At 57.6% G+C, this 24,364-nt stretch carries 18 protein-coding genes; 5 read left to right on the top strand and 13 right to left on the bottom strand.

Annotated features, from left to right (window positions below; translation table 11 throughout):
• Positions 1 to 49: 49 nt before the first annotated feature.
• From N7D90_RS09285 to N7D90_RS09270, 4 genes are all read right to left on the bottom strand, one after another.
• Complete coding sequence (locus N7D90_RS09285; protein ID WP_261741879.1) at positions 50 to 1,663, bottom strand: DUF1302 domain-containing protein; 1,614 nt, start codon at positions 1,661 to 1,663, stop codon at positions 50 to 52.
• Positions 1,664 to 1,762: 99 nt separating this feature from the next.
• On the bottom strand, positions 1,763 to 3,145 hold the full coding sequence (locus N7D90_RS09280; RefSeq protein ID WP_261741878.1) for a DUF1329 domain-containing protein: 1,383 nt from the start codon (positions 3,143 to 3,145) through the stop codon (positions 1,763 to 1,765).
• Between the two features lie 25 nt (positions 3,146 to 3,170).
• Positions 3,171 to 5,555, bottom strand: coding sequence for an efflux RND transporter permease subunit (locus N7D90_RS09275; RefSeq protein WP_261742410.1), 2,385 nt, complete (start codon positions 5,553 to 5,555; stop codon positions 3,171 to 3,173).
• Positions 5,556 to 5,838: 283 nt separating this feature from the next.
• Positions 5,839 to 6,309, bottom strand: coding sequence for a hypothetical protein (locus N7D90_RS09270; RefSeq protein ID WP_261741877.1), 471 nt, complete (start codon positions 6,307 to 6,309; stop codon positions 5,839 to 5,841).
• A gap of 429 nt (positions 6,310 to 6,738) precedes the next feature.
• On the opposite strand from N7D90_RS09270, the gene N7D90_RS09265 reads away from it, so the two are divergent.
• The gene (locus tag N7D90_RS09265) at positions 6,739 to 6,969 is read left to right on the top strand and encodes a hypothetical protein (RefSeq protein ID WP_261741876.1); all 231 of its coding nucleotides are present in this window, start codon (positions 6,739 to 6,741) and stop codon (positions 6,967 to 6,969) included.
• Between the two features lie 38 nt (positions 6,970 to 7,007).
• Here the strand turns inward: N7D90_RS09265 and N7D90_RS09260 are convergent, their stop codons facing one another.
• The 5 genes from N7D90_RS09260 to N7D90_RS09240 all read right to left on the bottom strand — a co-directional run bounded on the left by N7D90_RS09260 (position 7,008) and on the right by N7D90_RS09240 (position 11,356).
• Positions 7,008 to 7,226: a hypothetical protein gene (locus N7D90_RS09260; RefSeq protein ID WP_261741875.1), complete on the bottom strand. Its 219-nt coding sequence runs from the start codon at positions 7,224 to 7,226 to the stop codon at positions 7,008 to 7,010.
• A 131-nt stretch (positions 7,227 to 7,357) separates the two neighbouring features.
• Positions 7,358 to 8,695 (bottom strand): T6SS phospholipase effector Tle1-like catalytic domain-containing protein, encoded by a 1,338-nt coding sequence (locus N7D90_RS09255; RefSeq protein ID WP_261741874.1) that lies wholly within the window; start codon positions 8,693 to 8,695, stop codon positions 7,358 to 7,360.
• 197 nt (positions 8,696 to 8,892) lie between these two features.
• On the bottom strand, positions 8,893 to 9,297 hold the full coding sequence (locus N7D90_RS09250; RefSeq protein ID WP_261741873.1) for a TraR/DksA family transcriptional regulator: 405 nt from the start codon (positions 9,295 to 9,297) through the stop codon (positions 8,893 to 8,895).
• 342 nt (positions 9,298 to 9,639) lie between these two features.
• Positions 9,640 to 10,170, bottom strand: a complete 531-nt coding sequence (locus N7D90_RS09245; RefSeq protein WP_261741872.1) for a nuclear transport factor 2 family protein — start codon at positions 10,168 to 10,170, stop codon at positions 9,640 to 9,642.
• The gene (locus tag N7D90_RS09240) at positions 10,145 to 11,356 is read right to left on the bottom strand and encodes an MFS transporter (protein ID WP_261741871.1); all 1,212 of its coding nucleotides are present in this window, start codon (positions 11,354 to 11,356) and stop codon (positions 10,145 to 10,147) included. Before N7D90_RS09240 ends, N7D90_RS09245 begins: the two co-directional genes overlap by 26 nt.
• A 128-nt stretch (positions 11,357 to 11,484) precedes the next feature.
• Between N7D90_RS09240 and N7D90_RS09235 the strand changes: the two genes are divergently transcribed.
• The 4 genes from N7D90_RS09235 to N7D90_RS09220 all read left to right on the top strand — a co-directional run bounded on the left by N7D90_RS09235 (position 11,485) and on the right by N7D90_RS09220 (position 15,104).
• Positions 11,485 to 12,327 carry a helix-turn-helix transcriptional regulator gene (locus N7D90_RS09235; protein ID WP_261742409.1) on the top strand — a complete coding sequence of 281 codons (843 nt, stop codon included), beginning with the start codon at positions 11,485 to 11,487 and terminating at the stop codon, positions 12,325 to 12,327.
• Positions 12,328 to 12,733: 406 nt separating this feature from the next.
• Complete coding sequence (locus N7D90_RS09230; RefSeq protein ID WP_261741870.1) at positions 12,734 to 13,027, top strand: hypothetical protein; 294 nt, start codon at positions 12,734 to 12,736, stop codon at positions 13,025 to 13,027.
• A gap of 160 nt (positions 13,028 to 13,187) precedes the next feature.
• Positions 13,188 to 13,904 (top strand): HPP family protein, encoded by a 717-nt coding sequence (locus tag N7D90_RS09225; protein WP_261741869.1) that lies wholly within the window; start codon positions 13,188 to 13,190, stop codon positions 13,902 to 13,904.
• Positions 13,905 to 14,030: 126 nt separating this feature from the next.
• A complete protein-coding gene (locus tag N7D90_RS09220; RefSeq protein ID WP_261741868.1) occupies positions 14,031 to 15,104 on the top strand; it encodes a GGDEF domain-containing protein in 1,074 nt (357 codons plus the stop codon).
• Positions 15,105 to 15,208: 104 nt separating this feature from the next.
• Here the strand turns inward: N7D90_RS09220 and N7D90_RS09215 are convergent, their stop codons facing one another.
• Genes N7D90_RS09215 through N7D90_RS09200 form a run of 4 tightly spaced genes read right to left on the bottom strand, consistent with a single transcriptional unit; the run spans position 15,209 to position 24,211 of the window.
• Positions 15,209 to 16,705 carry an efflux transporter outer membrane subunit gene (locus N7D90_RS09215; protein ID WP_261741867.1) on the bottom strand — a complete coding sequence of 499 codons (1,497 nt, stop codon included), beginning with the start codon at positions 16,703 to 16,705 and terminating at the stop codon, positions 15,209 to 15,211.
• The gene (locus tag N7D90_RS09210; protein WP_261741866.1) at positions 16,702 to 19,809 is read right to left on the bottom strand and encodes an efflux RND transporter permease subunit; all 3,108 of its coding nucleotides are present in this window, start codon (positions 19,807 to 19,809) and stop codon (positions 16,702 to 16,704) included. Before N7D90_RS09210 ends, N7D90_RS09215 begins: the two co-directional genes overlap by 4 nt.
• Positions 19,806 to 22,907, bottom strand: coding sequence for an MdtB/MuxB family multidrug efflux RND transporter permease subunit (locus N7D90_RS09205; protein ID WP_261741865.1), 3,102 nt, complete (start codon positions 22,905 to 22,907; stop codon positions 19,806 to 19,808). The genes N7D90_RS09210 and N7D90_RS09205 overlap by 4 nt, the downstream gene beginning before the upstream one ends.
• On the bottom strand, positions 22,904 to 24,211 hold the full coding sequence (locus tag N7D90_RS09200) for an MdtA/MuxA family multidrug efflux RND transporter periplasmic adaptor subunit (RefSeq protein ID WP_261741864.1): 1,308 nt from the start codon (positions 24,209 to 24,211) through the stop codon (positions 22,904 to 22,906). Before N7D90_RS09200 ends, N7D90_RS09205 begins: the two co-directional genes overlap by 4 nt.
• Between the last annotated feature and the right edge of the window lie 153 nt (positions 24,212 to 24,364).

Here is a 24,364-nt window from a genome sequence, read left to right as displayed (position 1 = left end):
CGAGCAGCGCGAGGCTGCGTCCGACTAGGCAGCCCGGTCTACATCCGGGTCAGAACGTGTACTTGCCGTTAAACGACAGATAGTCCCGATCCGCCATGGTCCGCCCCTGGGCAATATCTGCCGAACTCAAATACGCCACGTAGGTCAGGCCCAACTGAAAGTTGCCCAGGTATTTGAAATCGCCGCCCAGTGTCAGGCGTTTTTCAGCACGGCCCAGCCCGGAATAGGCGCTGCCATCGATGTTCTGGGTCCAGGTGGCCTTGGTGGTCAAGTCCCAGCCGTTAAACACGTTAGGGTGATCGAAGTACGCACCGATCCCCAACAGGCTGGAGCCCCGGGTCTGGCCGTCATACACGTATTTGTTGAAGGTGCCGTCCGTGCCCGCGCCGCCACCGGTAATGGTCAGATCGTCCACACCCTGAATTCGCTGGTGCACCACTTCGGTCATCAACGTGGTCTGTTGCGCCATAAACGTCGGCCCGATCATATACACCGCGTTCAGGTTGCCTTGCCACACCTGGCCACGGGCCGGAGCGCCGTTGCTCAGGTAGACCGCCGCGCCGTCGCGATAGCTCAGGTCACCGGCAAACTGCACCGAATCACCCGCCTTGGTGGTGAAACTCACGCCGGTGAGCTTGATGTTGTCGAAGTAGCCCAGTTGGTAGCTTGGGCCATTGCCGTTGCCCCCCACTTTGCTCAGCGAGGAATAGTGGGTCTGCCCGGTAAAGTCGAAAAACAGCGACGGCACGCGGTCGTGGTAGCGGTAATGGAACAGGCCAATCTCGGTGTTTTGCGTCAGCCGGTAGCGGGTGCCAAGGCCCCACTCACCGCTGTTGCCGGGTTTGACCGAGCCGCCATAACCGACAGCTGCCGAGTCCGGCAGGTTGTTGACCACACCCGGAGCCAGACGAAAGAACTCGGCTCCGGGGCCAAAGGTGTCGCTGCCAAAGTAGTCACCCACCGGGTTTAGCTGGGTCTCTTCCCACTTGTATTGGTAGAACCCGAGCAAGGCCAGATCTTCGTTGACCGACCAGGAGCCCGATAGCTGCCCAACCGGCAGATAAGCATCCTTGGCTTCGGTTCCCGGCACGTTGAACTTGGTCGCGTCTACCGGTGCCTGGCCCTGGCTGATGTTGGGCCAGAACAGGCTCTCGCCCCACGCCACCAGATGCCGACCGGCCTTGAGCGACAGGTACTGGTCGTCATTGACGGTGAAGTCGCCATACACGTAGGCATCCAGCAACCGCGCCTTGCTCCCGCTGAGTTTGCGCGTGTCCTGGCTGAAGTCGTTGTAGCGTCCGGTTTTGTTAACCGTGTCTGGCGAGTCGTTGTCGTTGCGCTGGTGGTAGACCTCGTCATAGAAATGACTGCCGCGCACCACCGCGCCGAGGTTGTCGTGCTTGAGCATCAACTCGCCAAACACGCTAACCCGGTTGTTGATCAATGAGCCGCGCTTGAAGTTGCGCGTGGCATCGTCGTAGTTGATGTTGTTGAGGTATTCATGATCAGGCTTTTCGGTTCGCATCGAAGCCGTGTAGTTCACGGTCAGTGATGAGTCGAGTGTGGTGTCTTCGCCCAGCTCGATGGTTGGAGCAGCCAGCGCCAGGGTACTGAGCCCCGACAGCAAACCGGTGCCCACAAAACGTGTGTACTGCTTAAACATGCCATGCTCCTTTTTATTCTTGTTTTTGCTCCGCCCAGCGCTCTGCGCACAGGTCAGGGCCTGTGGCAGAGCGCCAAGCGGAGTCAGGGCGTTACAGGTTTACTTGCCGGCCCGGCGTGCCGCTTCGGGACCAAAGTCACCCGCAGCAAAACCGCCTTTGTTCAGCACATAGCCGTTACGTTGTTCGTTGATCAGGTTGAAGGCCAGGTAGCTGCCTGCGTTCAGATCGTGATACAGGCCAACACCGGCCTGCCAGGTCTGGGTTTCCGGGGCGTAGAAGTAATTGACCATCGAGGTGCGCCACAGCTCGCCACGGTTGTCATAGTTGTCGCCCATGATCGGGAACCAACTGTCTTCGTCGATATACATCGTGCGTTTGCCGTACAGATGGCGGTTGCCGGGCTTGAGCACACCCTCGAGTACCCACACGCGGTGCAATTCGTAACGCATGTTGTCCGGGCTGATATGACCGGGGGTCAACATGCTGGCGTACTTCAGATCACTGGCGTGCAGCCGCGCAGTGTTATAGGGGATATACAGCTCTTTTTTACCGACGATATTCCAGTTATAGCGCTGGGCCGAGCCGTTGAATATCCGCACTTCGTCGACGGTGATCGAGCCTCCCGAGCCTGGAAATGCCATATCAAAACCGTAACCCGGTGACTGGCGAACGCGGCGTGTGCCGGGGTCGTAGCGCCAGCTCTGGCGCGGCTCGGTCTTGTCGTTCCAGTACTCGGTGCCGGTGTTGATTTCGCCCTTGTCGCGCTGGGGCAGCAGGGTTTCGTTGAGATAGAACGAGGAGTTGCCGACAGTCTCGCCAATTTTGCCCGGTTCCAGCCCCGGTGCCATGTTGCGCGAGTGCACCCGCCCCCAGTTGATATTTCCGTCCTTGAGCACATAGGCGTTGTCCGAAGTGTATTCCTCGGTCCAGGCGCGCACGGTAAACAGCGATGCATTTTTCAGCAGTTCAATACCGTTTTGCGGAATCGGGAAGGCAACCCCGCCGGTGCGTGCGACTACGCCTTCACCGTCGTCGACCAGCTTGGCCACCGAAGCGTTTTCCAGGGTGGCCTTGCACACCGTGTCAGAGAAACGGAAGTCGCGGTGCGACGGGTATATGGGCATGCGAAAGGTCTGTGGGTACAGCTTGAACAAGGCTTTCTGCCCTTCGGACAGGTGCGCGCCGTACTGGCTCAGGTTTTGCGCGGTAATCACAAACAGCGGCTTTTCGTTGGGATAGGGGTCGATTGGATGCTTGCCCGTGCCCTCGAACTTCATCCCCGGCGCGGCACCCAGCCATTGGCCGCCAAATGCCGGGATGGTGCCTTCGGCATTGCCTTCCTTCTGGGCACCGACGCAGGTCAAATCCTTGCCCAGTCGGGCGATCTGATCGGCGGGGGCCTGGGCCAAAGTCAGCCCGCTGTAACCGTGCAAAACGAGGGCGACTGACAGCCAGCCGCCCATATGAGTGATACGTCGCATGGAGTTCTCCTTGTTGTTATTAGATTCAAACTTCACGAACGCTGCGCGTCCGATCACAGCCTGCGGCAGCGGCTACAGATTTTTGTGCATGGGGTTGATTGCTGAAGTTGAACCAGGCGGCCAGCGCCGGGAGCAGGAAGATCGCGCCCAGTACGTTGACCATAAACATGAAGGCCAGCAGCAGGCCCATATCGGCCTGGAACTTGAGCGGCGCAAATACCCAGGTGCACACCCCCAGTGACATGGTGAGCGCGGTAAACACCGCCGCCGTGCCGCGCTGGCACATGGCGCGGTAGAAGGCTTCACGAAGGTCTTGCCCCTCGGCCATTTCATGCTCGATGCGCTCGTACAGGTAGATCCCGTAGTCCACCCCTACCCCCACGCCCAGCGCCATCACCGGCAGGGTCGCCACTTTGAGGCCGATGCCCAGCAATGCCATCAGCGCATTGCACAGCACGGCAACGATCGCCAGCGGCACCAGAATGCACAGCACTGCACGCAGAGAGCGAAAGGTCAGCAGGCAAAACAGCGCCACGGAGATGAACAGCGCCGCGAGCATCACTACTTCGGCGTGCTTGACCGCTTCGTTGGACGCGGCCATGACGCCGATATTGCCGCCGGCTAATTTGAACTCCACGCCCGGCACCTGAATCCCGGCGATCACGCGTTTGGCTTCGTCCAGCACGTGGGCCACGGTGGTGCCTTCGTGATCGGTCAAAAACACCAGAACTTGCATCTGCTGGCAGCCGTCAGTCACCAGCCCCGAGTCCGGCGAATAGGCATAGGCGCCCTGCTGCAAGCCCTGGGCTGAACCTGGAATTGCCGCCCAGCGCGGGTTACCTTCGTTGTTACCCGCAATCACTTGCTTGCTCATGCCCGCCACGCTTTGCACCGACTGCACGCCGGGGACTTCGCGCATCTTGAAATCGAAGGTTTCCACCGCCCGCATAACGGCCGGGTCCAGACAGGCTTCGCTGCGATCACGAATAGTCAGAAACACCGACAGCACGTCGAGGCCGATGGAGTAATGGCTGATGATTTTCTGGTTGTCCTGGTTGTAGCGCGAATCGGCGCGCAGTTCCGGCGCACCCGAGCCGATATCGCCAGTGGCCAGCTCACGGGCCTTGATCGCACCCACCGCCAGCAGCACCAGGCTGATGGCGAACACCCAAAGTGCCGGCCCCGGCGTGGCCAACGCCGACAGACGCCACCACAGCGGGTGGCGCTGGTTCAACAACTGCGCCTGAGCCCTCATCAAGCGCGGCTCAAGGCGCAGATGAGCGATGATCAGCGGCAACATGATTTTGTTGGTGATGATCATCAGCATCACACCGATGCAGGCCGTGACGCCCAGTTCGTGAACGATGGGAATATCGATCAGCATGATGACCCCGAAGCCCAGGGCGTTCATCAGCAATGCCAGGGCACCGGGGATAAAAATCTTGCTGAATGCCGCCTTCGCCGCTGTCACCGAGTCACTGCCCGCCAGTACTTCCTGCTTCCAGGCATTGGTCATTTGCACCGCGTGGGATACACCAATCGAGAAAATCAGGAACGGCACCAGAATCGACATCGGATCGATTCCCAGGCCCAGCAATGGCAGCAAACCGAGCAACCAGATCACCGGCAGCAAGGCGACAAACAGCGCCACCAGGGTCAGGCGCAACGAACGTGAATACACCCATAGCAACGCCCCGGTGATCAGGAACGCAATGGCGAAAAAGCCCATTACCGTATTCAGTCCCTCGACCACATCGCCTACCAGTTTGGCAAAGCCGACAATGTTGATTTCGATATCGGCGCTGCTGTATTTGGCGCGGATATCTTCCAGGCGCTGGGCGATTTGCACATAACTCACCGGCTGCCCGGTCTTGGGATCAATGTCCTGCAGGTCGGCGCGCACCATTGCCGATTTCAGATCATTGGCCAGCAAGCGGCCGACCTGCCCCGAGCGTGCGGCATTGCTGCGTACTTGCTGCAAGTCTTCAGCGGTTGCGGCGTATTGCGGCGGCACGACCAGATCACCGACGTAGCCGTCTTCGGTGATTTCGATATAGCGCACGTTGGGGGTGAACAGCGAGGTCACGCTGGGGCGGCTGACCCCGGAAATAAAGAACACATCGTCCGTGACCTGTTGCAGGGTCTGCAGGAATTCGGGGTTGTAGATATCGCCCTGGCCTTTCCAGTGCACGCTCACCAGCAGGCGATTGGCGCCGGTAAAGATCCGGCTGAAATCCAGAAAATTGACCATGTAGGCATGGCGCACGGGGATCTGTTTGTTGAATCCGGGGTCCAGCCGTACCTGGGTGGCGCTGTAGCCCAGAGCCAGGGTCACCAACAGAAAAAAGCCGAGCAAGGCTTTACGCTGCGCCATTAATAGCTCGGCGCAGTTGCTTACAAACCGCTGCATGGGCGAGAGCTTGAGTGGGCCAGTCATCAGCAGCCACACACAGCAGATAAAAAGACGATTGCGCCCATGCCCGCGGTCCCTCGCACACTTGTTAGAAGTGATCACGATAATCAAACGGCCTGCCACCCGGAACATCGTCCATAGGGGCTAGGCTGTTTGAGGGAGGGCCTGCGGCGTTGTAGATACTCTGTTGCGGGTCAAGCCCCTTGTGGGAGCGAGCAGGCTCGCTCCCACGCTTGAAGTATCCCTGTCACTGAGGAGCGCAGCGGCTACAAATAATGGGTCACTCTTTACTGGCCTTGAAGGTCAACTCGCCCTTGGGCCACTTGGCGGCTTTGGCGGTCACGGCTTTCAAGGTTTTGCTCAAACCTTCGGTGAGCTGTTCCTTGGCCGCGAAGATCAACATCACGGTCTGGCCTTCCTTGAACACGATGCCTTCACCCAGAGGCGAGCTGACATAGGCGTATTCACCAATCCCGTAGACAGTCATCTTGATGTCACGAAATTTTATTTCGAACTTGCCACCTTCTCGGCTGGGCAAGACTGCTGCGCGAAAGTGATCGCCGACCTTGAGCCCAAGGCCCGGTTTGTCGTCTACCACCAGCGCTGATTCAGTATCGATTTCAGCGATGTAAATACCTTCTGCGGTTTGCTCGGTGACGTACACGAAACGGGACTGGAACAGTTTGACCAACCGTGCCCGCAAATCACCCAGAACAAACAACGCATGCATTTCCAAATTGCTGACTGCCAACGAAAAACCCTCGAAACTAAAAGTGGAGCTACCAGAACAAATGACAGGCAGCAGAAAAAAGGCCTCAGCCCACTTGATAAGAAAACCGGATACAACCCAGAGTCAGGAGTGACATAAAACAACAAGACTAACGAGCGCCGCAGATGGATGGGCGTCAAGCCGGGCCTGCATCAGTGAAAACCGGCTAAAAAATACCGTCGGGGCGCCATTCTAACGGCTCAGGCCTGAAGTTGGGTATACACATCCACTTCTGTGTCAGGTATTCGATGATTTTTTTACTTCGTTTGGGCCCTGTTCAACAGGGCTTTCGTCGCCCGGTTCAGTTAACTGCGCCGCTCAGAGGCAACAACTGCCATACTTGCAAAAAAATCGACCTGGCCCATGACGCCGGGTTGTCTGGGCTTCATTACCTCGAAGGGAAAGTGACACGTGACGGAATTTGATATTGGCGAATTTTTTATCCGCGGCGAGTCCAAAGAAGTCGACGGTGAGTTTCAGGCAGTGATTGTGATGCGGGCCAAGCCACCGCTGAAAACGGTCACCTACCATCAGGTCGAAAAAGACCGCTGGTTCAAGACCGCCGAGCAAGCTGAAACTGCAGCCAAAAGCTCTGCACAAGAGCTAAAACTTGCGGTGGACGCTGGCGCCCTCAACGCTTAAATCCCGATCACCTTCAACTAGCGCCATCCGAGCCCATATCAAGCACGCTGAGCCCGAACCTGCATTGCGCAATGGTCGGCGTTCAGCTGCGCGAGCCAGGCTGCCTGACACTCTTCAGCCTCCGGGCGGCTGGAAAATGCCGTACCGCGCTGCTCACCATTGACCAGTACTACCCAGCAGACCTTCTGCCCCATGGCACGCAAGCCAGCGGGTACACCACTGCCGATCATCACGGCGACATCAACCTGGTTAGACATGATGGTGACTCCACCTATTTAGTTAGTTACCTAACGATGTCGGCCATCTTAGAGCGTTAGCGCCGCCGGAAAAAGCTATGTAATGCATAGATCCATTGCATCAGCGGTAACAATATCTCCCTCACGCCGGTTTAAACCGGTGCCTTCTGCTCGTACACCGAGCGCCCGCCCTCTTGCGGTATATTGAAGAAAGCCTTGTCCAGCACGCCAAGCCCTTCGCCCACATTGGCATTCCAGTTGGCCGACTGATGGACATAACGCTGGCGCAGCAAACGCTCTTCGCCAGCACTCAAACGAATGCGCCCCTGGCGCACCTGAACCTCAAGCTGCGCAGCGATAGGCAGTAGTTCATCGGGTAGCCCGGCCTGTGCATCGGTCAATTTGCCGAAGGGCACACCCTGCTCGCATGCCAGCCCGTGCATGATGCGCAGGTACACCCGCGACAGCTGCCCCTGAACCCGACGCTGCATAAAGACTGCGGCCTGTACGCGTTTCATGGGATCTTGGCGGCTGCCCTCGGGCTGTTCGCGGGTGCGTATCTCTAAAAAGGCGTCCGGGTCCTTTGGGTCAATCAGATCTTCGGCCTGCCAGGCCAGCAGTTGTGCCTGTGTCAACTTCCAGGTCTGAGTGGCTTTGATCGAAGTCGACGGGCTGACCAGATTGCTCTGCCTGCGGGTCAAAAATACCTGTTCCTGCGTTTCATCCGGATAGCCACCGCCCACATCGGCATGAGCACCGGGCACCGCAATATCCATCGGCCATTGTGGCGCGATTCGACTCAACGAAAAATTGCGCCGCTGCTCATCACGCGCATTCAATTGCACCACTTGCTGGGCGCATTTTGGCCCAAGGTACAGATTGAGGCCCGGGTTGACCTCGTCACCCACATCCCCCAAGTCCTCCAGCCCGCCCATCGCCGCGACAGTATCGAACAGCCCCACAAACTGGATCTCGCACTCAAACTCGGGCGCCAGTTGGAATTGTGTTTTAAATGCGATGCTGTGCACTTGATTGGCAAAGTGCCGGGCCGCCGCCGCACCGCGACTGAAACCAAAAAGATCCAGTTGCAAACGTGTAATCGAACCAGGCGCCTCAAGGCTCACAAAGTGCCTCAGGCACTCGATCAACTGTGCTTGGGCCTGATCGGCCTTGCCCAATACTCCGGTACGTCCACGGCCGTAGGTCAGGCCTGGAAAAGCAGTATCGGCTGCCCCCGTGGTAGTGCCTATGCCACTGACATACAGCGCGGCCAGCGCCTGGCCGTTACCATCAAACGCCTTCTGCGCGGGGTAGCACTGGTACAGCTTGGCTATATTGGTCGCCACACCGGCATAACTGCTACCGGTATCGACCACCAGACCTTGAGCCTGCCTGGCTTGCCCGGACAGAATATTGAACGCGTTATTGGCCGTACCATCGAAAAAAATACCGACACGCAGCACGCGCCCCGTAATGTTTGAGTGTCTCATGACACTGGTCCTCGATTAATTCAGCCTCGCGCAAACACGCCGTGCCAAATATAAGGGGACACAACCGGAACATTCAGCTCAACGTCTAGTTTAAATTTTAGCGGGGATTACAGCGGGGTGTATGGCTGCAGTACGAACGACCGCGAACCCGTCAAGCTGCCGGAGCCGCATGGCGCGGCTCCGGCAAGGTCAGGCGCTTAGGCCTGACGCTGGTGCTTGTCGATTTGCTCGTGACGCTCTTGAGCTTCGATGCAGTACTTGGTGGTAGGGCTGATCAGCAGGCGCTTAAGGCCAATTGCATCGCCGCTGTCATCGCACCAGCCGAAGCTGTCATCCTTGATACGTTCCAGAGCCTGTTCCAACTGAGGCAGCATGCGCTGGTCGCGGTCAATTGCGTTCACCAGCCAGGTGCGCTCTTCCTCAACCGAAGCGGCGTCCGCAGGGTCGGCCGGAGTGTCCAGGCTCTCGATCGCGATGCGGTTCTGCTCAATACGCGCGTGGGTTTCGACCTTCATGTTTTGCAACAGCTCACTGAAAAAAGCATGTTGCTCGGCATTCATGTAGTCATCCGCCGGCATGGCCAGCAACTTATCCTTTGTCATTGATTTCTCTATAAAAAATACGTGCATTAAGGCGAATTAGGGAGCGTCCTGACCGTTCTTCATCCCAACCAGTTAGGTGCCATCTATTTCAAGCGCCACCCGGCACTCAATTTACGAGGGGCGGCAGTCTAAGGCCGACTTATCGACTCAGCAACCGAAAACACACCTATTTGTCCAGCAAAACCTGAAAAGTGATGAAAAACATGCCTGGCGGGGGTTAATGGAGTGCGTTTATAGCAAGAAATTCAATGCCCAGGCTGAAAATGAGCACACCAGGTGCAAAGACCTGGTGTGTGTATGGAGCTGTTCCGCTTTAGGATTGTGCAGGCCGCGGGCCAAGACTCAGTCTTGTAGGTACTCAATGACCGGGGCCATGCAGCTGATCTGCGGGGCGCGCTCAATCATCTCGCCGGGCAAGCACCACGGATAATCGAGACTTTGCAGCCAGTTCATGACCGGCTCCAACTCCTGGGGTGGACACACCTGCATGTGTTCGATCGTGATGCGCAGTTGCTCTGCGAGCCCCGATTGCGGTTCAAAACACCAGTGATATTCGCCGCACCCTATGCGCAGCTCGCCAGTCTCTTTAACAGACATCCCCACCAGCCATTTGCAGTCATGGGTAACGGCCTCTGCCGAGGGAGGTTCACCCAGGCAGAACGTATAGACGTTTTCATAACTCTGGCCAAAGCGTCGTACCAGCACATCAGCGATGCCTGCTCGGCCGCTGACCTGAGGGGGAAATGAAATGGTTCCTGTATGCACAACCATTTCAAGGGTTGCATCCGGAGTGAAGGATTGGCGCAGAAGGTCAGGCCGGTTTGCATCCTTGGCAAAAATGTACTTTTCAATCGATCGAGCGGTGTTCGACATTTTGGATGAGTCCTGGAAGTCGGGTTTTATGTGCGCGCAAATTCATGAACTGTAAAACGGTGCCAAGAAACGCCACTGCACCGGCACAGATCGCCAGCGTCCAACCTGGCATGTTCAACAGCAATAGAAAACCTCCTGCACCGGCACCTGCTGCGCTTCCCAGGTAAAGGGCAGACTCGTTCAAGGCAACGGCCAAATTACCATCGCCATTTCGCTCCCGCGCCGAGATCAATTCGTTGTTTTGGGGAACCTGCAAGGCCCATCCCACGCCACCCCATATCGCTATAGGAATCATGGCCAACCAGGGCGATACGGCGGCGGCCACTGGCAATGCCAAGAGTGAAACGGTCAACACCAGCATGATGATAAATATCAGCACTGGCCCCTCAGTCCGCTCAACCAGCGGAGCAATCAAGAAGCTTCCCGCGACTCCACCAAGACCCCAGACCCAGAGATAGGGGGTCACGTTGTCGACTTTTGCATAACTGGGATCAGTTATAAACGGGACGATGAAGGTATACATCCCAAGACTGGACGCTGCGGCTAACAGCGAGACCATCAGGATGCTCACCACTTTTCTGTTTTCCAGCAGCAGGAGTTTGCTACGGATTGTCATCTGCGGCCCGGCAGGCAGATCGGGTAGTTTGATCAGCAATCCCAGCCATGAGCCAGCCCCTAGCAAGGCAATGAGCCACAGAGCGGCCTGCCACCCTGACTGCTCAGCGAGCAGCAGGCTTAAAGGGACACCCAGAACGGTCCCACTGGCCATTCCGGCCATGATGATAGCAATCGCTCGACCGCGCCTGTGTGGTTCAGAGACCGTCGCACAAGCCGTGATTCCGGTTGCCAGATAAACACCGGCCCCAAGCCCGGCAAATGCACGACATACCAGCAGCACGGCAAAGTCATCAACGACAGTGCTGGCCACATTAGCCAAAACAAAAAAACCTAGGGCGGACAACAACCCGAACCTCTGCCGGTGCGCAGGTAAAAGAGCAACACACACAGGTGACCCGATGCCATACGCCAAAGCGAACACTGTCACCAATTGAGCCGCTGCTGCCACAGATACGCTAAAGGACTGCTCAATCATGGGTACCAGGCCAGCCGTAACAAAGGACGCCATGCCCAGCGCGAAAGCGCCGAGGGCAATCCAGTAGACCGATGAGGGTGTAGTGCTGTGCATGAGAATCCTCCTTGACGAAATCAGGGCAGCGCATGCATTGCGCACACCCTCAACTTGGCGAATTCTTTAGCATGCTAATAATTGTTACAATATCTACCATTTATACTGTTACTAGGAGCAACTGGATAATGGCAAGGACACTGGAGCGTACCCGGGAGGAGCTGGCGGCATTTTTGCGTAGTCGCCGGGAACGAATTTCACCCGAACAGGCAGGCTTACCCGCTAGCGGGCGAAGAAGAACGCCGGGCCTGCGGCGCGAGGAAGTCGCCGCGTTGGCCGGCGTCGGCCTGACCTGGTACACGTGGCTTGAGCAAGGCCGCGATATAGGGGTTTCCCCGGCGTTCCTCGACAGCCTTTGCCGCGTTTTGAAACTTGATGCAACGGAACGCAGGCACCTTTACTTGCTGACCTACCAGCGTGCACCGGCAGAACAGGCGCAAACATGGTGTGTCGTGCCAAAAGTCATCCATCGTTTGATGGCAGACATGCCTCTGCGCCCTGCTTACGTACTCAATCTGCGCTGGGATGTACTGGCATGGAACTCGGCCGCCGATAAAATCTTCAACTTTGCAGACAAACCTGCAGAACAACGCAACCTGCTGTGGATGCTCTTTACGGATGAGAAAATGCGTTCGCTATTGTGCTCCTGGGAGCAGCAAGCGATACAAATGCTCTCCAGTTTTCGCAGGGATTTTGCCCATGCTTCGGCACAAAGCGATATTGCTGAGCTGGTGCGCAGCCTCGAAAAAGTCAGTGCCGACTTCAAACACTGGTGGAACAGACAGGATATCCAGGGGCCCTGCCAAGGCATCAGGCACTTTGATATTCCTTCATTTGGAAATATCTCGTTTGAGCACACCACTTTGACGATTGACGCCGACAGACACTTGCATCTGGCTTACTACGCGCCCTGCCTGGAAGAACCGGCCCAGAGCGCATTTGAAGGATGGCTGCAAGGCAAAGCCGACTAGAAACCACGCATCTACTGGAATCGAAAGTGCCTTATGGTCACCCATGAGGCAGGTGGTGACAGCGCGCGCATATAGTATTTCCACTTTTAAACACTGATGTAAATGTCAGTAAGAAACCACTACATACAAAGTGCGCTTACATCCATATATCTGCGTGAATCCACGACCTCTAATACCTCACCAGTTACATCGAAAAAACCTACAATCTTCTCCGTAAATCTTATCCATAGCAGCGTATTTCCTGACAATACTGCTCTGTTTTGGCACTTTACAATCACTGGCGCAAAACCTAGATCACAAGCCAAGTAAATGGGCGATATGTCACCGCGTGTATCGCATTACAGGGCATTGGCGACAACGTCTTGCATGCATCCATCCATACCCTTCATATATGGAGCTCAACGTGATGAGTAACGCCTTGATTGCCAATGCCGCCCCCTGCCCTGAGCAAACACCGTGTGTGCAGCCCCAGAGTTGCGCTGGGCATACCTGCATGCTGGAACTGTGCAAACTGCTGAAATTGCGCGATGCATTGATTGTACTAAAAGGCCCTCTGGCCAATAGCCCGGGCGCGCGCAGCTTTATCGAGCGGCGGCTCTTGAACAACGAGGTTTATGAGCGCGTATTGGGCAAACTCGCGCCAGACAAGCCCGGCCAGTACGGACGCTTATCTGCTCACGGCGGCAAACATCAAAAATAATGCACTTAACCAGCATTATTATGCATTTGCGGATTGATTCTACACTGGGCAGACTGCACACGTTCCTCCCCCAAATGAAGGAACATTTTCAAGGGCTTGTCGGGAATCCCGCCAAGCCTTTTTTTATCTGCCTCGCCCTCAAAACCGGATTTTCCTGACCATGCAAACCCGCTGGATCAGCCGCCTATTGCCTGCGGCTACGAACACTCGTCCCTCCGAATGGAGCCGCGCCGCCATTGGCGTATCCCTTGGCACGCTGTTCAGTGTCTGGGTATGCAGTCTGTTTTTCGGCCTGCCCGTGGCCATGCATTTGATTGGCCCGCTGGGGGCTTCAGCCATTTTGCTGTTTGCAGTGTCTTCAGGGGCACTGGCGCAACCCTGGTCGATAGTCGGCGGCTACCTGTGCGCAACGGTGGTGTCGTTGTGCGTGGTGTACGTGTTTGGACGTAGCCTGGACAGCGCCTGCCTGGCAGTCGGCATTGCCCTGCTGTGCATGTGCCTGCTGCGCTGCCTGCACCCGCCTGCCGGGGCGCTGGCGTTGCTGGTGGTGTTGGCTGATCCGGACAGCGCCAGCCTGGGCTGGGGCATGCTGGCCCCGGTAATGCTCAGCGCGGTGTGCATGCTGCTCGCGGCGTTGGCCTATAACAATCTGACCCGCGTGGGTTACCCGAAAAAACCGGCTGAACCAAACCCGCTGGCGAGCTCTGCCCAGTCCCCCGTGGACCCGAACATTACCGCCGAAGACTTGCAAAACGCACTGCAACAAATGGATGCTTTTATAGACGTGACCCCCGAAGACCTTGAAGCGCTGATTCGAGCCAGCGAGCAATATGCGCGTCAACGCAGTATCGGCGAAGTATTCGCCCACAATGGCTGACCTGCACGCCGGGCACGCTTCGATAAGCAGCCAACTCCTGCTAGGGTTACTTATGTAACCTGGGCAGAAGATGTTTAAACACATGTTTGCCCAGGGCCCGTCATCCGACAGTGTTCAAGGCGCGCAATGCTCAAAACCATTGAATCAGAGATCTCCAAACAAGCTGCGCCACCTGCCTTGCAAGCCGAATTTGCTCAACACGACTTCGAAAAACTGCGCAATTTTTGCCGCCTGACTTATATCACCAGCATTGCCATCTGGTTGCTGTTCAACCTGATTATCAGCTTCAAGGGCGGCCAGGGTTTTACGGCTCTGTCCTTGCTGTTTATTGGCGTGATGGCAGCACTCACCACCATCCTTGGCTTTATTCGCAATTACCGGCATTTCGACGTGCTGAATGTGATGTTCGTCGCGGTCATTACCCTGGGTTTGCGCCTGGTCACCTTTGGTCTGCCGGCCGAAACACAGCCCATCTGGCTGGCACTCGCCTGCGCGAGCGTCCTTTACAACGCCTCGATCCTGCCTCTGAGCCGCTGGGCATTCCTTGGTGTTGCCGCGATTACTTGCCTGACTCTTAATCCTTTTCTGATGACCCAAGCGTCGGTCATGGACCTGCGCGGTCTGTTGATTCTGTGCTTCTGCGCTTTTTTGTGCAGCGTGACGATTTACAGTTTTTTCAAATTGCGTCGGGTCAAGTTGCACAACTACATCATGTCCAAGCGGCTGGCGGTCCAGGCCTATGTCGATGCCCTGACCGAAATCCCCAACCGCCGATCATTTATGCTCCAGGCAGGTCATGCATTGCAGACCCAGCCGCGGGTGCAGGATCACTACCTGGCGATGATCGACATCGACAACTTCAAGAAGGTAAATGATCAATATGGCCATGATATCGGCGATGAAGTGCTCAAGCGCACCGCTGCCAGCATCAAGGCAGTGATGGCTGACCATGAGTACGCACGATTGGGAGGGGAAGAGTTTGCCGTGTACCTGTCAGGGGTAAGGCGCAGCGACGTCGAAGCACTGATGGACAGCTTGTGTAGCCGGGTGCGCGAGGACCTCGCTGAGCATCCCGTGACCGTCAGTATTGGCCTGGCCCGGGTTACCGATACAGACACCCTGAACCAGGCTTTGGCCAATGCCGACAAGGCGCTGTATGAATCCAAAAAAACGGGCAAGGACAGGTTCAGTTTTTACTAGGCTCGACCTGTGGGAGCTAGCCTGCTCGCGAAGGCATCACCACGGTTTGTTGCAAGACCGCATTGTCTGCATCGCGAGCAGGCTCGTTCCCACAAAGGTAGGGTTTATTGTTCCTGGGCGTTCAGGTCGGTCTTGCCATCCCACCCGCCGCCCAGCGCCGCTATCAACTGCACGCTGGCAATCAGGCGGCTTTGCAACAGGTTGAGCACGCTGCGCTCAGTGGTCAGGGCGGTGGTTTGTACCGAGACTACGTCCAGATAGGCAATCAACCCGGCCTTGTACTGGTTGTTGGTCAGACGCAACGACTCCCGGGCCGATTCCAGTGCCTGCTCCTGCACCACCGACTCATCGCCCAGCACCTTCAATTGCACCATGTAGTTTTCCACTTCACGCAAACCGTCAAGCACGGTTTGGCGATACTTGGCCACGGTCTGGTCATACGCGGCCTCGTTACGATCGACTTCGGCCGAACGCTGACCGCCATCGAACAGCGGCAACGAGATTTTCGGCCCCACCGACCAGAAGCGGTTTGGCACGCTGATCCAGTCCTGATACTGGCTGCTGCTGTAGCCGCCCGACAGGCTCAGGCTGAAATCCGGGTAGTAAGCCGCCTTGGCCACGCCGATATTGGCGTTGGCGGCGATCACCGAGCGCTCTGCAGAGGCAATGTCAGGACGCCGCTCCAGCAATTGCGAAGGCAGGTTGACCGGGATCATCGGCAACTTGGGCACGTCTTTGATTTCAGCCAGATTAAAGCCCGACGGGGCCTGACCGGTAAGCACCGCAATCGCGTTTTCAAACTGGGCTCGTTGCCAGATCAGATCGATCAGGTTGGCCTGGGTATTGCGCAACTGGGTTTGTGCCTGGGCCACCGCATCCTTGCCGGAGATTCCCGCGCGGTACTGGTTTTCGCTCATTTTCAATGAACGCTGATACGCCTCGACCGTGGCTTCCAACAAGCGTTTCTGCTCATCAATCACCCGTAATTGCAGGTAATTCTGTACCAGTTCCGACTGCTGACTCAGACGCATCGCGGCCAAATCGGCCAAGCTGGCTTCGGCGCTCGCCTCGTTGGCTTCAAGGCCTCGGCGCAACTTGCCCCACACATCAGCTTCCCAGCTCACCCCGACCTGAGCGTTCAAGGTGTCACGAATGCCGCTGCTGGAGCTGGTCAAACTTGAATTGGAACTGCCGGTACCCTGACTGGAGCGGGTTTTACCCACGCTCAAATCGGCGCTCGGCAAAAAAGCCCCACGCGCACTGCGCACCAATGCCTGAGCCTGACGAAACTGGGCTTCGGACTGCGCAATGGTCTGGTTGGAACTGTTGAGTTTTTCAACCAGCCCGTTGAGCTGCTGGTCGCCATACAGCTCCCACCAGGCGCCACGGGCCAGGGAGTCGCTCGGATTGGCCTGAGTCCAGCCAGCGGCCTGTTTGTACTCAAGCGGGGCCGACGTTTGCGGGCGCTGGTAGTCCGGACCAATCGCACAGGCACTGAGCAACACAGCGGACAGCGCCAGGCCCAGCAGGCGCGAGCCACGGGCCAACTGCCAACGTTGGGACGACAGAGCCGGGGCAAGGGTAAGCAAACGAGAGGTCATAGCGGAGTTTCCAGAGCAGCATCAGTGCGCACGCCACGCCACTTGTTGAAACGATGGCGTAAACGGTCGAGATAGAGGTAAACCACCGGGGTGGTGTAAAGGGTCAGTATCTGGCTGAAAATCAGGCCGCCGATAATGGTAAGACCCAGCGGCTGGCGCATTTCAGCACCTTCTGCGCTGCTCAGCATCAGCGGCAAGGCACCGAGAATGGCCGCCAGAGTAGTCATCAGAATCGGCCTTAAACGCTGCAGGCACGCACTGCGGATCGACTCTTGCGGGTCAAGGCCCGAGTGGCGTTCCAGTTGCAGCGCCAGATCGATCATCAAGATCGCGTTTTTCTTCACCACACCGATCAGCAGAAACAGACCGAGCAGCGAGATCAGGCTGAACTCACCCCCTGTGAGGTAGATGCTCAACAGCGCACCCACCCCGGCCGACGGCAAGGTCGAAAGAATGGTCAACGGATGGATATAACTCTCATACAAAATCCCCAGCACCAGATACACCGCCACCAGCGCACCCAAAATCATGAACGGCTGGCTTTTTTGCGTGGCGGCGAAGGCATCGCCCGTACCGGCCATTTTCGCAATCACTTCTTCCGGCAAACCGAGTTTGGCGATGGCCCGTTCAATAGCTGCGGTACCCTGCTCCATGGTCACGCCGGGGGCCATATCAAACGCGATAGACTCCGAGGCGAACTGGCCTTCGTGCGAGACACGGTCGTTCTGCAGGCTGTTTTCGTAGTGAGCAATCGTCGACAACGGAATCCGCTGGCCATCGGCGGTAATCACCTGCACCTGGTTCAGGGTTTCGGGGTCCTGGGCGTACTTTGGGTTGACCTCCATCACAACCTGGTATTGGTTCAGGCTGTCGTAGATGGTGGAAATCTGTCGCTGGCTGTAGGCGTTATTGAGCACCGCGGTGACCATGTCCATGTCCACCCCCAAGCGCTTGGCCTGATCGCGGTCGACCACCAGCGTGACTTGTTGCGCACCGCGTCCTTCACGGGCATCGATGGCGGTCAGTTCCGGCAACGCCTTGAGCGCAGCCACCACTTTCGGGTACCAGATACGCAATTGGGCGAGATCACCGCTTTGCAGAATGTAGGAGTATTGCGAGCTGGTCTGATCACGCCCGCCGCCAAACTGCAGGTCCTGGTCAGCCATCAGCATCAGCCGCCCGCCCGGCACTTTCGGCATATTCTCGCGCAAGCGCTCAATGACCTTTTGCGCCGACACCTTGCGTTCTGAAATCGGCTTTAGGCGCACGATCATGAACGCGTTGTTGGTGCCGCCGTTGCCGCCAATAAAACCGGCCACGCTTTCGACTGCAGGGTCGGCCAGCACCGCCTTGCGGAAGATTTCCATCTTCGGCTGCATCACGCTGAACGACAGGCCATCATCACCGCGAACAAAACCGATCAGTTGCCCGGTGTCCTGCTGCGGCATAAAGGTTTTGGGCACCACCACATACAACGCAACGTTGACGCCGATGGTCAGCAGCAGGCTGAACAGCGTCAGCCGCTTGTGCCGCAATACCCAATCCAGGCTGCGGGCATAGCCGCTGACCATGCGCTCGTTAAGCCGTATGCTCCAGCGTTGCATGGCGTTTTCGGTGCCCGGCACATGGGGTTTAAGCCAACGCGCACAAAGCATCGGGGTCAGGGTCAGCGACACTACCAGCGACACTACTATCGAGGCTGCCAGGGTGATGGAAAACTCGCGAAACAGGCTCTCGACAATCCCGCCCATAAACAGAATCGACAGGAACACCGCCACCAGCGAGACGTTCATCGAGAGCAAGGTGAAACCGACTTCCTTGGCACCCAGGTACGCCGCTTTCATCGGCGCAATTCCCGCATCGATATGCCGCGAGATGTTCTCCAGCACCACGATGGCGTCATCCACCACCAGCCCGGTAGCCAGAATAAGAGCCATCAGCGACAGGTTGTTCAGCGAGAACCCGTACAGGTACATGATCGCGAAAGTACCGACCAATGAAACCGGCACTGCCAGGGTCGGGATCAGCGACGCACGTAAATTGCCGAGAAACAGGAACACCACCAGAATCACCAGCGCCACGGCAATCAGCAGGGTCATCTCGGCTTCGTGCAGCGTGGCCTTGATCACCGGCGAGCGGTCCATTGCCAGGTTCAGCTGGACGCTGGCTGGCAGCACTGCCTGCAGCGCGGGCAACTGGGCCTTGATCGCGTTTACGGTTTCAATGATGTTGGCCCCGGCCTGGCGGTTGACCACCAGCAATACCGCGGCATCGTTATTGAAGAAACCACTGTTGTAGCGGTCTTCAACGCTGTCCTTGACCTTGGCTACGTGGCTCAGACGCAGCGCCGCACCATCCTGGTAGCGGATGATCAGCGGCTCGTAGTCCTTGGCTTTTTCCAACTGGTCGTTGGCCTGGATCTGCCAGTTGCGCTCACCGTCGGACACCGCGCCCTTGGGGCGACGAACGTTGGCATTGGCAATGGTGTTGCGCACATCATCCAGCGAAACGCCGTACTGGTTGAGCAACTGCGGCTCCAGCTCAATGCGTACGGCGGGCAGCGAGCTGCCGCCAATCTGCACTTCGCCCACACCGGGCACCTGAGACAGGCTTTGCGAGAGGATGGTCGAGGCCAGATCGTAAAGCTGCCCCTTGGATAGCACCTCGGAGGTCAGCGACAGCACCATGATCGGTGCTTGAGACGGGTTGATTTTTTTGTAGGTGGGCATGCTTTTCATGCCGCTGGGCAGCAGGTTGCGCGAAGCGTTGATCGCCGCTTGCACTTCCCGCGCAGCACCGTTGATATCGCGGTCCTGATCGAACTGCAAAATCACTCGGGTCGAACCCTGGCTCGAGTTGCTGCTCATGGTGTTGACCCCGGCAATCGCACCGAACGATCGCTCCAGCGGCGTGGCCACGGTAGACGCCATTACCTCGGGGCTGGCTCCCGGCAAACTGGCCGAGACCACGATCACCGGGAAGTCCATTTGCGGCAGCGGCGACACCGGCAGCAAACCGAAGCTCACACCGCCCAGCAACATGATTGCCAGGCTCAGGAGCATGGTGGCTACCGGGCGCTTGATAAACGGGCCGGACAGATTCATAGCGACGCCTGCTTGGCCTGGGCAGGAGCACCGCGCCAGCGGCGGCCCAGACGATCGAAATACAGGTAGATCACCGGAGTTGTAAACAGGGTCAGTACCTGGCTCACCAGCAAACCGCCGACCATTACCAGACCCAATGGCTGACGTAATTCCGCCCCGGAACCGGTGGCCAGCATCAGCGGCACCGCCCCGAACAGCGCGGCCAGGGTGGTCATCAGAATCGGTCGGAAGCGCAGCAGCGCAGCCTGATAAATTGCCTGCTCGGGCGCTATGCCCTGATTGCGTTCAGCATCGAGCGCGAAGTCGATCATCATGATCGCATTTTTCTTCACGATACCGATCAGCAGGATGATGCCAATAATCGCAATCATCCCCAGGTCATTGCCGCTGAGGATCAACGCCAGCAAGGCACCGACCGCCGCCGACGGCAGGGTTGAAAGGATTGTGATCGGGTGGATGTAACTCTCATAGAGCACACCGAGCACGATATACATGGTCACTACCGCCGCAAGAATCAGCAGCAAGGTGCTCGACAGGGATGCCTGGAACGCTTGCGCCGCGCCCTGGAACTCGGTTTTGACCCCCAACGGCATGCCGATATCTTTTTGCACCTGATCAATCAGCTCGACCGCCTGCCCCAGTGCCACACCGGGAGCCAGGTTGAACGAGACCATCACCGAGGGGAACTGGCCGATATGGGAAATAGCCAGTTGCGCCTGACGCTCTTCGACCCTGGCCAGGCTCGACAACCGTACCTGGCCGCCATCGGTGGTTTTCACGTGGATCTGGTCGAGGGCTTGCGGCCCAATTTTCTCGCCGTCCTTGGCCTGCAATACCACACGGTACTGGCTGGCTTGGGTGTAGATGGTCGAGATCTGGCGCTGGCCAAACGCGTCATACAAGGCGTCGGTGATATTGGCCACCGATACCCCAAGACGCGAGGCGGCATCGCGGTCAATCACCAGATACACCTGCAAGCCCTTGTCTTGCAGATCGCTGGCCACATCGACCAGTTCAGGCTGGTTGGACAGCGCCGTGACCAGTTTTTGGCTCCAGGTGCTGAGCATCTCGGCATCCGGTGAAGACAGACTGAACTGGTACTGGGTACGGCTCACGCGGTCTTCGATGGTTAAATCCTGCACCGGCTGCATAAACAGGCGAATCCCCGTCAGCTTGTCCAGTTGCGGTTGCAAACGTGCAATCACCTCGGAGGCACTTTCGTTGCGCTCGCTGTGGGGCTTGAGGTTGATCAGCATGCGCCCGCTGTTGAGCGTCGGGTTATCACCGTCCACGCCGATATACGACGACAGGCTTTCAACATCCGGGTCCTGCAGGATGATCTTGCCCAGCTCCTGCTGACGCAGGCTCATGGCGCTGAAGGAAATCGATTGCGGCGCTTCGGAGATGCCCTGGATGACCCCAGTGTCCTGCACCGGGAAAAACCCCTTGGGCACCACCATGTACAAGAATACGGTCAAGCCCAGTGTGCCGATGGCCACCAGCAGGGTCAGCGGTTGGTGCTTGAGTACCCACTGCAACATGCGCCCGTATTCGGCGATCATCCAGTCGATAAAGGCGCCGCTGGCGCGGTAGAAGCGCCCCTGTTCTTCGGGCTTGGGTTCGGCCTTGAGCAGGCGGGCGCACATCATCGGGGTCAGGGTCAACGAGACCACCAGCGAGATCAGGATCGCCACCGCCAGGGTAATCGCAAACTCGCGGAACAACCGCCCTACCACGTCGGCCATAAACAGCAGCGGGATCAATACCGCAATCAGCGACAGGGTCAGCGAGATCAGGGTGAAGCCGATCTGTTTGGCGCCCTTGAGCGCCGCCTGCATCGGGCTGTCGCCTTCCTCGATATAGCGCGAGATGTTCTCCAGCATGACGATGGCGTCATCCACCACAAAACCGGTGGCAATGGTCAGAGCCATCAGCGTCAGGTTGTTGATCGAGAAGCCAGCCAGATACATCACCCCGAATGTACCCACCAGCGACAGCGGTACGGCAATCGAGGGGATGATGGTAGCGCTGGCTCGGCGCAGAAACAGGAATGTCACCATCACTACCAACGCAATGGCGATCAGCAATTCGTGCTGCACATCACGCACCGAGGCGCGGATGGTTTGCGTACGGTCGGTCAGCACCGTGACGTCGATGCCAGCCGGCAGGTTGTCGGTGATGCTCGGCAACAGCGCCTTGATCCGGTCCACTACCTCAATCACGTTGGCACCGGGCTGGCGCTGGATATTGAGCAATACGGCCTGGTTTTCGTTGGCCCAGGCCGCGAGACGTTCGTTCTCGGCACCGTCGACAATTTCGGCCACGTCCTTGAGCCGCAACGGTGCACCGTTGTTATAGGCGAGGATCAGTTGGGCGTATTCCTCGGGGGTTTTCAGCTGGTCGTTAGCGTCCAGCATCGACACCCGGGTCGGGCCGTCAAAGTTACCCTTGGGCTGATTGACGTTGGATGCGCCAATCAGGGTGCGCACATCCGCCAGGTTCAGGCCATTGGCGGCCAGTGCCTCGGGGTTGACCTTGATCCGCACCGCCTGACGCTGACCGCCCGCGATACTGACCATGCCGACGCCACTGATCTGGGCAATCTTTTGCGCCATGCGCGTATCGACCAGATCATTGAGCTTGGGCAGCAGCATGGTTTTGGAGGTGATCGCCAGGGTCAGCACCGGGGTATCCGCCGGGTTGACCTTGTTGTACACCGGTGGTGCCGGCAAATCCTTGGGCAGCAGGTTGCTGGCAGCGTTGATCGCGGCCTGCACCTGTTGCTCGGCCACATCCATGTTGATGTCGAGATTAAAGCGCAGGGTCAGTACCGATGCGCCACCGGAACTGGTCGAGGCCATTTGCGTCAGGCCCGGCATTTGCCCGAACTGACGTTCAAGCGGCGCGGTCACGGCGCTGGTCATGACATCCGGGCTGGCTCCGGGATACAGCGTCATCACGCGAATGGTCGGGTAGTCGACCTGAGGCAGGGCCGACACTGGCAGCAAGCGATAAGCGATGATCCCGGATAACACGATGGCCAGCATGCACAGCGTGGTTGCGACCGGGCGCAGGATAAACAGCCGCGACAGATTCATTCGCGGGCCTTGGTCTTGGCTTTGTCAGAGGCTGGGGCTGCATCGGTGTCAGAGCCGCCATCGAGCACTTGCCCGGCTGCAGTTGCAGGCACTTCGACGCTGTCGTTGACCACTTCCACCGCGCCACCATCGCGCAAGCGATCAGTGCCTTCGAGCACCACACGATCACCCGGTGCCAGGCCATCTTCGATCACCGTTACGTCGCCATCGGTGACGCCCACTTTGACGGTGCGAATCTTGACTTTGTTGTCGCCATCCATTGCGTACACGAACGAGCCGTTGGTGCCGTACTGAATGGCTGCCGTCGGCGCCAGCACCACGTTTTTCAGAGTGTCAGCCAACAGGCGCACATTGACGAACTGGTTGGGGAACAGCGCCTGATCGCGGTTCTCGAACAGTGCCTTGAACTTCAAGGTGCCGGTGGTGATATCGATCTGGTTGTCGATGCTGCTCAATACGCCCACCGCCAGCTCTTTGGTGTCACCACGGTTCCAGGCCTGCACCGGCATTTTGGCGCCGCTGCGATAGCGCTCAAGTACCAGCGCCAGGTTGGTCTCGGGCAAGGTGAAACTGACCACGATCGGCTCGGTCTGGGTGATCACCACCAGCGCTGTAGTGTCATTGGCCGCCACCAGGTTACCGACATCCAGTTGGCGCAAGCCCACACGACCAGCGATAGGGGCGCGGATTTTGGTGAATTCCAGATTCAGCTTGGCATCGTTGACCGCAGCCTGATTGGTCTTGACCGTGCCCTGATATTGGCTGACCAATGCTTCGGCGGTGTCGAGGGTTTGCTTGGCAATACTGTCTTCGGCGTACAGGCCGCGATAGCGCTGCACATCGACCTGAGCGTTTTTCAGTTGCGCCTGATTCTGCAGCAGCGTGCCTTCGGCTTGCAGCAACGCATTCTGATAGCTGCGCGGGTCGATTTCAGCCAGCAGTTCGCCAGCTTTGACCATTTGCCCTTCCTTGAAGTTGATCTTGACCAACTCCCCTGCCACACGACTGCGCACGTTGATGGTGTTGAGTGCCGTCACAGTCCCCAGCGCCTTGAAGTACACCGGAAAATCACCCTGCGTCACTTGCGACACTCGAACCGGCACAGGCTGAGTCGAACCGCCAAACCCGGGACGCATCATCCCCGAGCGACCGGTGTGCCCGGCAGGCTGATCGGTCGCGGCCTTTTTCGAGGCGGACGGCCATAGCCACCAGCACAGACCAACGACGATCAGCAAGGCCAACAGGCCAAACAGCCAGAAACGGGATTTGTGGGAAACAGAGGATTGCATGGAATGATCAACCATTAGCGCGAGCGATAATTTTCAGGAAGCCGAACGATAAGCAGTGCAGACCGTTATGAAAAGGTTCTTTACCGGGTATTTACGTTATAGAGCCTCTGTAGCCCCTTTTGGTATTACCTGAGTCCATATTGTGGAGCGAGCCTGCTCGCGAAAATA

Origin of the sequence: Pseudomonas fragi (assembly GCF_025426255.1) — a bacterium.
Taxonomy (GTDB): Bacteria; Pseudomonadota; Gammaproteobacteria; order Pseudomonadales; family Pseudomonadaceae; genus Aquipseudomonas; species Aquipseudomonas kulmbachensis.
The sequence above is the reverse complement of the archived record's forward strand: the minus strand, read 5'-3'. Positions and strand labels throughout refer to the sequence as shown.

Excerpts from the sequence above, each read along its gene's own strand:
- N7D90_RS09215 (WP_261741867.1), bottom strand. The coding sequence starts at position 16,705 with ATGACCTCTCGTTTGCTTACCCTTGCCCCGGCTCTGTCGTCCCAACGT.
- N7D90_RS09205 (WP_261741865.1), bottom strand. The coding sequence starts at position 22,907 with ATGAATCTGTCGCGGCTGTTTATCCTGCGCCCGGTCGCAACCACGCTG.
- N7D90_RS09245 (WP_261741872.1), bottom strand. The coding sequence starts at position 10,170 with ATGTCGAACACCGCTCGATCGATTGAAAAGTACATTTTTGCCAAGGAT.
- N7D90_RS09230 (WP_261741870.1), top strand. The coding sequence starts at position 12,734 with ATGAGTAACGCCTTGATTGCCAATGCCGCCCCCTGCCCTGAGCAAACA.
- N7D90_RS09275 (WP_261742410.1), bottom strand. The coding sequence starts at position 5,555 with ATGCAGCGGTTTGTAAGCAACTGCGCCGAGCTATTAATGGCGCAGCGT.
- N7D90_RS09235 (WP_261742409.1), top strand. The coding sequence starts at position 11,485 with ATGGCAAGGACACTGGAGCGTACCCGGGAGGAGCTGGCGGCATTTTTG.
- N7D90_RS09250 (WP_261741873.1), bottom strand. The coding sequence starts at position 9,297 with ATGACAAAGGATAAGTTGCTGGCCATGCCGGCGGATGACTACATGAAT.
- N7D90_RS09210 (WP_261741866.1), bottom strand. The coding sequence starts at position 19,809 with ATGAATCTGTCCGGCCCGTTTATCAAGCGCCCGGTAGCCACCATGCTC.
- N7D90_RS09225 (WP_261741869.1), top strand. The coding sequence starts at position 13,188 with ATGCAAACCCGCTGGATCAGCCGCCTATTGCCTGCGGCTACGAACACT.
- N7D90_RS09285 (WP_261741879.1), bottom strand. The coding sequence starts at position 1,663 with ATGTTTAAGCAGTACACACGTTTTGTGGGCACCGGTTTGCTGTCGGGG.
- N7D90_RS09255 (WP_261741874.1), bottom strand. The coding sequence starts at position 8,695 with ATGAGACACTCAAACATTACGGGGCGCGTGCTGCGTGTCGGTATTTTT.
- N7D90_RS09280 (WP_261741878.1), bottom strand. The coding sequence starts at position 3,145 with ATGCGACGTATCACTCATATGGGCGGCTGGCTGTCAGTCGCCCTCGTT.
- N7D90_RS09200 (WP_261741864.1), bottom strand. The coding sequence starts at position 24,211 with ATGGTTGATCATTCCATGCAATCCTCTGTTTCCCACAAATCCCGTTTC.
- N7D90_RS09220 (WP_261741868.1), top strand. The coding sequence starts at position 14,031 with ATGCTCAAAACCATTGAATCAGAGATCTCCAAACAAGCTGCGCCACCT.
- N7D90_RS09260 (WP_261741875.1), bottom strand. The coding sequence starts at position 7,226 with ATGTCTAACCAGGTTGATGTCGCCGTGATGATCGGCAGTGGTGTACCC.
- N7D90_RS09240 (WP_261741871.1), bottom strand. The coding sequence starts at position 11,356 with ATGCACAGCACTACACCCTCATCGGTCTACTGGATTGCCCTCGGCGCT.